Raw genomic sequence first — 13,093 nt, forward strand, 5'->3', positions numbered from 1 at the left:
TCATGGTGGATTGGGAACGCAACGGCTGATATAGGATACCCTATAGAAGCAATCGGCCCGCTGCCTTCGTTCAAGTAAACAGAAAGAAGCCATTTGCCTGTCGGAGCTCTCCAGCGCTCCATCAGTCAAATGGCAACGTTAAAATCCGGTCTTTTGCATGTTTTCGGCCTTATTGCAGCCACCGGGGCGCCCACCAATTCCACCTGCCAAGCCATTTCATAAAAGAGGGGACCAGGATGAACCTGATCAGTGTCGCATCAATCCAGATTGCGGCGGCAATGCCAATCCCCAGCTGTTGGACCCCGACCACCTCCCCGAATGCAAAGGGTGCGGTAACCGCAATCATGATCGCGGCGGCCGAGGTGATGATTCTGCCGGTTGAGGTTAGTCCCGCCAGAATGGCGCGGTCGTTGTCCTGCGTTTGCCGGTACACCTCCGATATGCGCGACAGAAGAAACACCCCGTAATCCATGCTGATGCCAAAAGCCAGTCCGAAAATAAATACGGGAATCATGATGGCAATGCTGTACGGCTCCATCCCCAGGCGTCCTTCTTCAAATATCCATACCAGGATGCCGAACGATGCTCCCAGGCTTAGGAGATTCATCAGAATCGTTTTGAGCGGAATGAGAACCGAACGGAACGCGAAGAGCAGCACACCAAATTGAGTAATGAAAATAAACAGCAGTACGTGTTTGATATTGTCAAAGATTTCATCAAAAACCTCCTGCTGGTACTTTGCCTCTCCTCCCAACAGGAACCGGATTTCCCCTGACATTCCTTTCTGCTCCCAACGCCGGACCCAATCCATCGCTTCCTTCGACGACGGACCGCCCTGCAGGGTCACATGAATAAGCATTCGATGCTGTTTCACATACCGCTTCAGCACCGGCTCATATTTTTCTCTGATCATCGGTCTTTGAAACAGGGAGTATGCCTGTTCGGGCGGCATGCGCAGGCTGGAAAACACGGAATCCACCCGCAGCACGCCCGGATCGCTTTCCAAACTTTGAATCAGCGCATAGGTATTGAACCAGTCTTTTTTGGTCAGAGTATGCGTACTCCCTTGGGCTGCAATGTAAACATGCGAGGCAGACGTGAGTGCGAAGTGGGTTTGATAAGTCTCGGCGGCCGTGCGCGAATCATAGCTTTGAGGCAGCGAGGAGGCATCCGGAATGGCTAATTTCATTTGGGTTAAAGGCAGAAGACAGCCGATTAACACAAGCGAAGCCAAAAACGCCATCCGAAATGGCCTCTTCATGACAAAAAGCGATAAAGAATTCCAAAACTTTATTTCCCCGGAAATGGATTTTGCCTTTTTTTCCGATCGGATGACAGGCCCCAGTATAGTTAGAAGCGCCGGAAGCAGAGTGATGGTTAACAGGACTGAAACCGCCACTACCACCATCGCTCCTAAAGCTACGGTAGTAAACATCGGGAGACGGATAAAGCATATCCCCATCAAGCCCAGAAAAACGCAGGCTGCCGAAAATAAAACGGCTCTGCCGGCGGTTTGCATGGTTGTGGCCAGCGCCTGCCCGGCAGAAGCTCTTTCCAGCTCCTCCCGGTATCGGCTGACCAGCATCAGCGCGAAATCGATGCTCAGCGCCAGACCCGCCATAGGGATGACGTTCAGCACAAAGTTGGAGAGCTCGATACGGGTCCCCAGCCAATACATGATCCCCATGGTGCCTGTAACTGCAAACATTCCTATGATAATGGGAATCATGGCGGAAACGATTCCGCCAAAAGCAAACCATAAAATCAGGAACGCCGCAGGAATTCCAATCAGCTCCGCCTTTTTCAAATCATGTTGGCTGGCCGCGTTGACGTCCGCCTGGACCACCGGTTTCCCCGTCATTTTCACCGTGACTCCGCTGTGGTCCGGCAGGCGTGCATGAATTTCCTCAAGCACCGGCTTCATTTCATAGGATTGTTGTTCAAAAACAAGCAGTGCGTAGGCAGCATTATTCTTGAGCATCCCCTCGTTCATCAGCGGGGAAATCACGCCGGTCAACCCGCGGATTCCCTGCAGCCGGTCCAGGGTATGCTGAATGAACTGGCGGAATCGCGCAGGGGATAAGGAATCCTGTTTCTCAAACACAAGCATGACGGGATCCTCAGGGATGTGGAAATCAGCGGATAGCATACGTTGAACCTTGACATAGGCTCCGTCCGGAAGCAAGCCGTGATCCTTCAAAACGGAAGGCAGCTTGGCAGCATACATTCCGAAAAAGACCGCGAACAAGAACCAAAACAGAATAACCGTTTTGGGATAACGATGAGACAGGACGGCAAGCATTCGGTACCCCATAACCAAGCTCCTCTGCGCATGGATCGGATGCTTTCTTTCTATACATCCGTTTCATTTAACCGGGTCGCCCGAACCATCTCATACGCCAATTCCGGCGCAAGATGCGCTAACCCCAGCAGGAGGCGGGGTACTGCGGGGAACCCGAGCAGCGATTGGAGCAGACGTCCCCACCTGAGGGGACCCGTAAATTCCTTCCGGACCGATAGCATATACTCGCGTTCCCATTCAGAAAGGGACATCTCCCCGCGGAGATATCCGTCGGCAAGGGTTGCGCACAATCGGGCCGACCGTAGGCCCATCGACATGCCGTCGCCGCAAAGCGGCGGCACCATTAATGAAGCGTCCCCCACACGGGGAATCACATCCCAAGCGACCGGCCGGCGGTTGAGCTTGACCGGGGCAACGGCGGCCTGAGTGCCGGGAACCGGAACAGCTTGCGCCAGCTTGGCATCAAGCTTCGGATTTTTCCGGCCGGCGGCCTCTATGATCTCCGGTATCGATTTGCCCGTGACCCGAAAGGCTTCCCGCTTCAGGAGCGCCGCAGCATTAACGATTCCTCCTTCGACGGGGGCAAGTCCCAAGTATCCTCCGGGAAAAAAATAAAGCTCTACCGCCGCGTCCATGGCTATCCCCCGATAGTGCGATTTCACACCCATAAACGTATTTTTTGCGGATCGGTTCGAAGGATGACCCGGAAGTCCTGATCGGGGGTTGGCTCCCCACGCCGCAATCACGGCACGCGCTTCACAGACCGTTTTTTCCCCTTCCCTGCTGATTTCAATCGTATACCCTCCGCCGCTTTGGGACACGGATGTGACTGCGGCTGCAGTCTGCACATCCACGCCTGAACGGATGGCGGCGCTATGAAGCGCCTGATCCAATGCATACCGGCTTATCCCTAACGCCCGGTCAGGCAGCGGAATGTCCAGGACCGCCCCATGGCTCAGGATCAGGCGAACCCGGGTCATCATGCTTGGATGAAGCGATTCGACCAGCTCGCCCAAACCAAGAGCCTTCAACGTGCTTTGCGATTCCGGGGAAAGAAATTCTCCGCATACTTTATGACGCGGGAAGGAATGACGGTCGATCAGTACCGTATCCCAGCCCCTGTCAGCCATAGCCTTGGCCAGACTGCTGCCGGCGATTCCGGCCCCAAGCACCGCCACATCGCGGATTGTTTTCATCATCCTCAGCTCCGTCGGTTGAACTGGACCCTGTCTTTACGGATGACAGCCGCATACCGAAACAGCGGTCTCCAGGCATAAAATAATTCAGATGCGCCTAACGCTTTGCCGAGATGGTCCCAATCCGCCGGACGGAACCCTTTGGCCACGGACAAGGGACCATCGTTGACAATATACCGGTTGCGCGAAATAAGACGGGCCGTAATCCACACCGCCGCCCAAGGGAGCCAATGCCGGTGAATATCGTTGATGACGACTCCGATACGGGAGGCCTTAAGCATACTTCGGACAACCTCGGGCAGCTCATCCGAAGCAAAATGATGAACAAACTGCGTTCCCGTAACCAGATCCGCGCACGCTTCCGGGAGCTTGAACACATCGCCGTGCAGCACTTGAACCCGGGGTTCGCCGCGATAATACATCCTTGCTTCTTCGCAAGCTTCTTCCGTGATGTCCACTAACGTGATCTTCAGCTGGATCCGGTTCGTGTCCGCCCATCGCAGAACCTTCCGATTGATATCACCCGAGCCCGAGCCGATATCCAGGATAGACAAGCGTTCCGGCTTGTCCGCTTCCGTCCACAACCTCCGGATTCCATAGAGTGTGGGTGCCGAAGCGCCGAGGATTCGATTCAGCCTGCGCAAATGGCGCAAAGCTTCGCAAAGCTCAGGTCCCCCTTGAGAAAAGTCATCCATCAATTCCGGCTCGGTGGCCCGCTGTTTCAACCTTTTCATCAACGGGCATCACCTATGAGCTGTTCCTGCCCGACAACTGACGGCAAATAAGTGATTCGGGTCATTTCGGCCGTAAGGCCGGGACCGAACGCGACAGCCATCCCGCTTGCCAGCCCGGAGCGGCGATCCTGCAGCCGCCGCCTCATGTCGTCAAGCACGAAAAGCATCGTAGCGGAGGACAAATTGCCATAACGGCGAAGTACGGCACGGCTGGAATCGACCTGCTCATCCGTAAGCCCGTACACGTCCTGGACCGCATCGATAATCCCGCGCCCTCCAGGATGAATCGCCCACAGCTCGGGCCTGTTTTCCCCGGCGGTCAGATGTCCCGACACAGCGGGAAGCCATCTGCCAATCAGCCGGGGAATGTTAGGGGACAGGTAAAGGTGGAAGCCATAATTCCCCACCTCCCACACCATCTCATCAGCGGATTCGGGCATGAGTACGGAATAATCGCCGCCCAGCTGAAAAATGCCTTTATGGCCGGCTCCGGCGCAGCCTACAATGCAGGCGGAAGCTCCGTCACCGAAGAAAGAAGCGGCGAATAGAGCCTCCTTGTCGCCGGAGGGCTGAAAATGAAGCGTGCACAGCTCTACGCAGACGATGAGCACTTTGGCGGACGGCGTACCCGAGACGATCTGCCTCGATAGATTAATGGCCTTCAATCCGGCGGCACAGCCCAGAAATTGCAGCGGAAGCCGGTTAACCGTAGACGCCAGCCCCAGCTGTTGAACCAAAGCGGCATCCATGCCCGGCAGAAATTGACCGGTACAGCTGACCGTGATCAAATGGGTGATGCCGGACGCCGTCATACCGCTGTCCGATAGTGCTTTTCTTGCCGCCTCCAGGCCCAATGGAACAGACTCTTTCTTATACGTTGCCATACGCTCGGCAGTGGTAGGGACGCCTTCTATGGAAGCGCTGGAGAAATAACGGCACCCGGATGCGGGTTCGATCAGGTTCGGCTCGCATGTGTAACGCGTTTCCACTCCGCACTGCCTGAATATTCTTTTGGCCCAGCGGGCGGAATGGGGTTGCTCCCTTAAGGCTTCGGCCAACCTTTGTGATACATCGGCCTGATCCATCCGGAAAGCGGGGACGGCCGTACCGATCCCCAAGATGGAAACGATTGGAGATATGTCTTCCATGGTCTGGTTCTTCCTCTCGCTTTAGTATCCAAATCGCGTAAAGGTCGGACAAGGATCATGCTTTACACATGTTTATTCGCATTTGCGTTTCAATATGACGTTCTTTCCGTGTATACCGGCGGATTGCCTTTACATAATTTTTTGTCCGCATGCACGATATCGGGGAGGAAAAAAATAGGACATGTCGAAATATTGCTAATTACAGTAAATAAGCTGATTATCGAAAATATGGAGGTAGTGTTTTTGTGGAATCGATACGTAAGATAGATTCTTCTTTTCCTATGGATTCACTTTTTATCCATTCTTTCGATGCTCTATGTATATTGGATAATAAGGGATTCGTGCTTAAAACCAATCCTTCCTTCACTAGGCTATTCGGATGGAACGAAGATGAATTGATAGGACATCCTCTGCCCTTTCAAAACCATTTGGATGTTTTGAAGGTACCTCCTGCCAACATTGTCGAGGTTGATCACTTATCGATACAGCGGAAAGACGGGAGCCTTGTCATCGTTCGGATGAAGGCTTTACCTCCTGAACATCATCATCCGGCAGTTCTCTTCATGAGAGAAGTCATCCCGCATGATTATTTGGAAAAGCTGGATTTGATTGAGCAAGAGCATAAACAAACAATACGGTATCAGCAAGGGATGAGCTTTAAATTCAAAAAATTCGATGGTCGGTTTATTCATACGCTATGCGACGGCGATCTCATTTACCGGTTGGGACTTTCTCCCGAGAAAATCGTCGGAAGGGAACTGAAAGAATTTTTGCCGCCGGAGACGGCAGTTTTCAAAGAACAATTTTACGAACGAGCCTGGCAGGGTGAAGAAAATGTCATATATGAAGGCGAGGAAAACGGCCTAACGTATCTGGCCTCCTTAAAACCGATCAAGAAAGACGGCGCCGTCATAGAAGTCATCGCCTCCTGTATCGATATCACCCAAAGAATCGATGCGGAAAAAGCCCTGCTGGAGGCCGAGGCGCTTTACCGGTGCCTGGTGGAAAACGCCTTAGTCGGTGTGTATTTGTACCAGGACGGGAAAATCGTATATGCCAACCCGGTGTTCTCCAATATTTTCGGATATACGCAGAGTGAAATGGCGACACTGGATTTGGTTGACTTATTCGTCCGTGAAGAGCGGGACTATATGATCAATAAATTAACGTATGGTCAAGAGCCTGACGCCAAGGATGTCATGAATCGGGATTATAAAGTTCGGGGGATAAGCAAGGCTGGCTCGATTGTGGAGTTGGAGGGAAATTCAACGTTAACGCTTTTTCGGGGCAAGCCCGCACTGATCGGGACGATTCTGGATATTACGGACAGAAAGGTAACGGAGCGGCAGTATCAGCGGCTGCTTAAGCTTTCTCCGGAGCCGATCATGCTTCACAAGGATGATACCATTATTTATGTGAATGATGCGGGACTCAAATTGTTCGCCACAAAGGACCCGTTGGATTTGATCGGACATTCGTTTATTGAACAGTTTCATCCGCATGACCAGGAACAAGTGCGCAGAAGACTGGATACCGTCCTGAACAACGATCACAGTACCGGATTTTTCGAATTCAAGTTAGTCCGGTTAGACGGAAATATTGTAGAAGTAGAGTCGTCGGCCATCCATATTTACAAATACATGGGGGAATCCATGATTCAAAGTGTATTTCGGGATGTCACGGAGAGAAAGAAAACGGAAGAATTCATGCGAAGATCCGAAAAGCTGTCCCTCGTAGGTCAAATGGCAGCAGGTGTAGCCCATGAAATCCGTAATCCGCTGACCTCGATTAAAGGATTCTCCCAGCTGTTGAAAGAAAAGAACGATTCATATAAAGATTATTATGAAATTATGATCTCCGAACTGGACCGCATCAATGAGATTGTCAACGAATTCATGTATTTAGCCAAACCGAATCCGATTGAATTCAAAAAAGTAAAATTGAGCACCATTCTCGAGCACGTCATTTCCTTAATGAATACGCAAGCCATTCTCAATAACGTTAATATCCGCGTGCTCTATGAGAATGAGCAGGTAGCCATCAATTGCGACGAAAACCAAATCAAACAGGTATTTATCAACATCTTGAAAAATGCCGTTGAATCCATGCCCCGCGGCGGGGACATCACCATAGAATGCAGCATCACTCAGGAGCAGAACGAAGTGTACATCAAATTCATCGACCAGGGAATCGGCATTTCTGAAGACCGGTTGAAAAAAATCGGGGAGCCATTTTATACTACCAAGGAGCAAGGCACAGGACTGGGTTTAATGCTCAGCTATAAAATTATCGAATCTCATAACGGAAAATTAAATATTCATAGTGAATTGAATAAAGGCACCCGAATCGACATTGTATTGCCTCATGGGTGACAACCTGGTTGGCGTTCTTTACACGATGGCTTATTTACGAACACACGTTTGTGTTTATTGGATACAAATGTGTGTTCGTATTTCCTTGTGGCGATGACAAGTTCAAACGGTAGAACGCTCAATCAATAGATACCCGAGCTCCCTGTTTTCGGGCTTTGTTCTTTTCTTCGTGATGTGATCATAAGCCATCTGAAATGCTGCACTCCCCATTTCAAACAGCTGATTATCTATCGTCGTCAGATCAAACACTTGGGCGATCGGCTGATTGTCAAATCCTATGACAGCAAGATCCTCCGGTATTCTGATCCCATTCTTTCGGGCCTCCGTAATAATCCCTGCCGCCACTTGGTCGCTTGTCACCAAAAGCGCCGTCGGCCGTTCTCTCATCCGAAGCCATTGGTGCACTACGGCCAAACCGTCTTCAATGCGTAAGCATTGATAAAACATCCATTCTTCCCGAACGGCCTCGTGAATCGCTGCCAACGCATCCTCATATGCTCTCCGGCGCTTCAGGCTGTTAGCGCTGTCGGCCCTGCCCAGGCAGAATCCGATCTGTCGGTGTCCTCTTTCTATTAAATAACGCATTCCCTGCCGGAAACAATCGTAATGATCCAGATAAACAGAGGAGATCGCTGACGTGCCCGCATCCTCACACGCTACAATGGGACCGTATTCGGTAAAGGGTTCGATTTGTTCCCACGCAAGTGTTTTCGAGCCTATGATAATGCCGTCCATCTGTTTCATTTTCAGCATGTCCAGAACTTTGCCTTCGCTGATGGGGTTATAATTGGTTTGGCAAACCATGAGCTGGTAATCTTTCATGAGGGCTTCGCTCGAGATGCCCTCCATCAATCTGGAAAAATACGCGTGATTTATACTCGGCACCATGACGCCTATAATATTCGTTTTTCCTTTGCTGAGATGAACGGCATTCAGATTGCGCGAATAGTTTAACTGCACGATCGCTTCCATGACAGCCCTGCGTTTGTCTTCGCTTACATACGCATGATGATTGATTACACGGGAAACTGTAGATACGGAAACCCCGGCGATTTTAGCAATTTGTTTAATATTCGGCATCAGCCACTTCCCTCCCCCCAGATTCATTTTAACATTTTTAAAATTTTCCCCTTGACATGAAATGCGTTTCATACATTAACCTGACACTGCAAGAGCATTTCACAATGCAGCCCAAATGAAGGAGGATAACGCTATGAAAAAAGAAGAAGTGCTGAACAATATCCTTGAAATTACCATTCCATTGAATCAACGCGTGAATAACGAGCCTCTCAAAGTGCTCAGTGAAGAGGATTGGAAGTTCTGGAAAGAAAACGGTTACGTGATTGTTTCAGAAGCCGTCCCGAAGGAGCATATCGATCGTTTAGTCGATCTGATTTGGGAGTTTGAAGAAAAGGACCCTAAGGATCCTTCTACCTGGTACACCGCTCCCCGGCGGGAAATGCAAATGAAAGAACTGATGAATACCGGTATGGTGGAGCTCTATAATCATCAGTATTTGTGGGACAACCGCATGTATGAAAAAGTATACCACGCCTTTGTCGATATATGGGGTACGGAAAAATTATGGGTAAGCATTGACCGCTGCAACCTCAATCTCCCGATAAAACCGGGGCATGAGTACAAAAGCTTCATTCACTGGGACGTCAACACTTCGTTGAACCCGATTCCCGTAAATGTGCAGGGGGTTCTATCCCTTGTCGACACGGACGCTGAAATGGGGGGTTTCCAGTGCATTCCCGAACTATACAGGGATTTTCATGAATGGGTAAAAACACAGCCTGCGGACCGGGATCCGTATAAACCGGATACAACCGGATACACCCCGACCAAAGTGGTGACCAAAGCCGGTGATCTGCTGATATTCAACAGCATGCAGCCGCATGGCATCCGTCCAAACCATTCCACCAAACCGCGTCTGGCCCAATACATTTCCATGTTCCCTGCACAGGAGCATAATGAAGCGTTGATTCAATCGAGAATCGCTTCCTGGAGCGAAAGACTGACGCCTGAAGGATATGCCTTCCCGGGAGATCCCCGCCATTGGGAGCGGACCAAATATGACCGGGCTGTACTTACACCATTAGGCGAAAAATTGCTGGGCAGCAGAAAATGGTAATCGGCAGGTAGCCTTCGAATCGCCGGATAACAACAAGAGAGCCAACTGAAAATTACCGATCAGTGGCTCTCCAGATTTACCGGGAAAACAACATGCGATGAACGTCTATCCCATCATTGGACATCGACTACAACCTTGATATGGCCTCTTCCCGTTTCGACCTGCTCAATCGCCTTGCCGAAATCTTCAAGCTTGAACCGGTGAGTAATCAATCCGTCAGTCTTCACGATCCCGTTACGGATAAAGGCGATCGCACGGTCAAAGCAATGCGTTTGCGCAAAGGATCCGATGATTTTCAGTTCTTTCCTGAATACCTCGTAAGGACTAATCGTGATCTCATCGCTGACAGAAGCTACACCGTAAATGACAATCTTGGCTCCCATTTTGGCGAACTTGGGCATTTGCTGAATCACTTCCTTTGCCCCTGTAGCGTCGATCACCATATCAAAGCCCTTGGGAAATTTCTCAAAAAGCTTGCTTTCATGCGCCGCATAGTCGCTGCGGTTCATCACAACCGTCTCATCAGCGCCCAGTTCCTTGACTACGGCCAATTTTCGTTCATCCGATGCCACCACAACGAGATTTGCCGCGCCCGCATGCTTTAATAGCTGCGCCAAAATAATGCCCGTCGGTCCCGTTCCGAACAGGAGGATATCATCCCCCGGTTTGACATCCATCATATCCAAACCGTGTACGGCGCATGCCGTCGGCTCGACCAGAACGCCCTGGTCATAAGACAAATCGCCTAAGTGAAATACTTTATCATGGTTGACCGCCACATACTCGGCAAACCCTCCGGGACCGTTTACGCCTAACGAGTAAAAGTTCTCGCAGTAAAGCGGCTGGTTGCGCCTGCAGTAATAACAATGCCCGCACAGCTCCGTATTGTCCGCACAAACCCTGTCCCCGGGCTTAAACCCGGTCACATCCTTGCCCACCGCTGCAATTTCACCCACAAACTCATGACCGGGAATCAGGGGAAAGCCTGCCATAAACTCCCCATGATGGAGGTGAATATCTGTGCGGCAAACACCGCAGGAATGAACTTTAAGCAGAACCTGATGATCCTTCACCACAGGATCGGCTGTTTCACGAACGGAAAAATCCATAGCTTTATTATAATAAACGGCTTTCATCGGGCATCCCCTTTCGATATAAAACAATTATGGGCAAATGATGATCTTTAACGTGCTGTTTTTCTCTTTGATCGCTTTTTCAAAAGCCGCAGCCGTTTGCTCCAGAGTCATATAATCGGTGATGACCGGCCCCAGATCAATATCATCATCGGCCAGTAAGGCCACGCCGGTCGGATACGTATTGCAGTAACGGAAAACGCCGTAAATATCGATTTCATTATCAACAATATAAGGGATGCTCAGAGGCGTTTCGCTTTCCTGCGGAAGACCCACCAGAACGACCCGGCCGCCACGGCGGACGGAGCGCAGCGCAGCTTGTGCCGCTTTTCCGTTCCCCGCCGTTTCAATCGCCAGATCCGCTTTTTGTTCATGCGTGATCCGGTTGATCGCCTCGATCGCATCCTCTTTCCGAAGATGAACCACATCCGTCGCCCCCATCTGCAGCGCCCGTTCCAAACGAAACGGCTCCAGGTCCACGCCTATAATCCGTTTGGCGCCGGCGGCTTTGGCTGCTGCCAAAGCAAGAATGCCGATCGGCCCCATACCCATGATCACAACGGTTTCTCCGGGCTTTAAACGGCCTCTTCGTACAGCATGCAGGCCTACGGAGAAAGGCTCGATGAGGGCGGCCCTTTCATAACTCATGTGATCGGGTACCGGATACAGAAAGTCGGCACGGATCGCGATATATTCACAAAAAGCGCCGTCGTAAGGAGGTGTAGCTAAAAATTCGACCTTGGGACATAAATTATAATGGCCCGATTTGCAATGATGACAGCGTCCGCAGGTGACCCCCGGCTCTATCGTTACCCTCTGGCCTACCGTTAGATGACGGACGTCGTTGCCTAACGAAACGATTTCACCGGCCGCTTCATGTCCGAGGATCATTGGCTTTCCCACCACATAGGGACCGATTTTTCCATGCTCATAGTAATGGACATCCGACCCGCACAGGCCAACCGCTTTGATCCGAACCAGCGCCTCGTCTTTGGACGGAATGGGGATATCCCATTCCTGGATTTCAATCTTTCCGGGCTTTACCAATACAGCCGCTTTCATTTTCCCCTGCATTCTGCTCCACCCTCACTGGTTATCCCCTTATTTTTTGAATTCGCTTAAATTCTCTTTTGTCACCAATTGGAAAGGAATGTAGTTCATGTGTTCGACGGATTCGCCTTTAGCCGCCTGGATCGCCAGTTCTACCGCCTTACTGCCTTGACCGTGCGAATCCTGGAATACCGTAGCGGCCAGTTGCCCCGCTTCGACAGATTTGAGCGCATCCGGAATGGCATCGATCCCTACCACCAGAATATCGTCTGCTTTCTTGGCCGCCTCGATCGCTTTGTATGCGCCCAGAGCCATTTCGTCATTTTGTGCGACAACCGCATCGATGTCTTTATGCGTTTGCAGCCAGTTTTCCATCAGATTTAACGCTTGTGCACGGTCCCAATTCGCTGTCTGCTCCGCAAGAACCTTAATATCCGGATATTGGGTCAGCACTTCTTTATTGCCTTCCGTCCGGCTGATCTCCGCAGAGTTGCCATTCGGTCCATGAATAATCACCACATTTCCCTTACCGCCTAATTGATCGGCGATAAACTGCATTTGAAGCTTACCTGCGACCACATCGTCCGATCCCGAAAAGGCTGTCGCTTTATCCAGATTGGATACTTGGGAGTTGACGACAATCACCGGAATTTTGGCAGCTACCGCAAGATCTACGGCAGGGGCGGCGCCATTCTTGTCATAAGGGTTAAGAATGATGGCGTCGACTTGTCTGTTGATAAAATTTTCAATTTGGGCAATCTGATTCTCGGATTTCCCCTGACCATCCGCTTCCAGAAGCTCTACTCCCTTCTCATTGGCTTTATCCCTCACTGCGTTTTGAATGTTGATGGCAAATTCATTTTGCAGGTTTTGATAGGAAACGCCTATCGTCAATTTCTTTTCTCCGCTGTTTCCATCGGAGCCCGCTCCGCCTGATGCGGATCCACCGCCCCCTCCGCATGCAGACAATACACCGGCCAGCAGAACCATCGGAAGGAATAAAGCTTTCATCTTGTTCATC

The 13,093-nt window shown here is 50.8% G+C and carries 10 protein-coding genes and 1 pseudogene; 3 read left to right on the forward strand and 8 right to left on the reverse strand.

From position 1 onward, the window contains the following. Positions 1 to 169 precede the first annotated feature (169 nt). The 4 genes from NR121_RS09040 to NR121_RS09055 are packed head-to-tail and all read right to left on the reverse strand — an operon-like array spanning position 170 to position 5,380. Complete coding sequence (locus NR121_RS09040; protein ID WP_256831089.1) at positions 170 to 2,314, reverse strand: MMPL family transporter; 2,145 nt, start codon at positions 2,312 to 2,314, stop codon at positions 170 to 172. Between the two features lie 38 nt (positions 2,315 to 2,352). Continuing rightward, the gene (locus tag NR121_RS09045; protein ID WP_249929638.1) at positions 2,353 to 3,501 is read right to left on the reverse strand and encodes an NAD(P)/FAD-dependent oxidoreductase; all 1,149 of its coding nucleotides are present in this window, start codon (positions 3,499 to 3,501) and stop codon (positions 2,353 to 2,355) included. A gap of 2 nt (positions 3,502 to 3,503) precedes the next feature. Beyond that, positions 3,504 to 4,232 (reverse strand): methyltransferase domain-containing protein, encoded by a 729-nt coding sequence (locus NR121_RS09050; protein ID WP_054817444.1) that lies wholly within the window; start codon positions 4,230 to 4,232, stop codon positions 3,504 to 3,506. Beyond that, positions 4,232 to 5,380, reverse strand: coding sequence for a type III polyketide synthase (locus tag NR121_RS09055; RefSeq protein ID WP_256831090.1), 1,149 nt, complete (start codon positions 5,378 to 5,380; stop codon positions 4,232 to 4,234). The genes NR121_RS09050 and NR121_RS09055 overlap by 1 nt, the downstream gene beginning before the upstream one ends. A gap of 281 nt (positions 5,381 to 5,661) precedes the next feature. On the opposite strand from NR121_RS09055, the pseudogene NR121_RS25300 reads away from it, so the two are divergent. Beyond that, positions 5,662 to 5,901, forward strand: a pseudogene (locus NR121_RS25300) (PAS domain S-box protein); the annotation flags it as partial. A 42-nt stretch (positions 5,902 to 5,943) separates the two neighbouring features. Then, positions 5,944 to 7,752 carry a PAS domain-containing sensor histidine kinase gene (locus NR121_RS09060; RefSeq protein ID WP_256831091.1) on the forward strand — a complete coding sequence of 603 codons (1,809 nt, stop codon included), beginning with the start codon at positions 5,944 to 5,946 and terminating at the stop codon, positions 7,750 to 7,752. A gap of 102 nt (positions 7,753 to 7,854) precedes the next feature. Here NR121_RS09060 and NR121_RS09065 read toward each other — a convergent pair whose 3' ends face one another. Next, complete coding sequence (locus NR121_RS09065; RefSeq protein ID WP_054817441.1) at positions 7,855 to 8,832, reverse strand: LacI family DNA-binding transcriptional regulator; 978 nt, start codon at positions 8,830 to 8,832, stop codon at positions 7,855 to 7,857. A gap of 133 nt (positions 8,833 to 8,965) precedes the next feature. Between NR121_RS09065 and NR121_RS09070 the strand changes: the two genes are divergently transcribed. Continuing rightward, entirely contained in the window at positions 8,966 to 9,889 is a 924-nt protein-coding gene (locus NR121_RS09070) for a phytanoyl-CoA dioxygenase family protein (RefSeq protein WP_137670824.1), read from the forward strand. A gap of 113 nt (positions 9,890 to 10,002) precedes the next feature. On the opposite strand, the gene NR121_RS09075 is transcribed toward NR121_RS09070, so the two are convergent. The 3 genes from NR121_RS09075 to NR121_RS09085 are packed head-to-tail and all read right to left on the reverse strand — an operon-like array spanning position 10,003 to position 13,092. Beyond that, positions 10,003 to 11,025: a zinc-dependent alcohol dehydrogenase family protein gene (locus NR121_RS09075; RefSeq protein ID WP_054817439.1), complete on the reverse strand. Its 1,023-nt coding sequence runs from the start codon at positions 11,023 to 11,025 to the stop codon at positions 10,003 to 10,005. 27 nt (positions 11,026 to 11,052) lie between these two features. Beyond that, entirely contained in the window at positions 11,053 to 12,096 is a 1,044-nt protein-coding gene (locus NR121_RS09080) for an NAD(P)-dependent alcohol dehydrogenase (RefSeq protein WP_137670825.1), read from the reverse strand. 27 nt (positions 12,097 to 12,123) lie between these two features. Next, positions 12,124 to 13,092, reverse strand: coding sequence for a sugar ABC transporter substrate-binding protein (locus NR121_RS09085; protein WP_054817438.1), 969 nt, complete (start codon positions 13,090 to 13,092; stop codon positions 12,124 to 12,126). Position 13,093 lies beyond the last annotated feature (1 nt).

This window comes from Paenibacillus sp. Pae15 (assembly GCF_024519685.1).
GTDB classification, from domain to species: domain Bacteria; phylum Bacillota; class Bacilli; order Paenibacillales; family NBRC-103111; genus Paenibacillus_G; species Paenibacillus_G naphthalenovorans.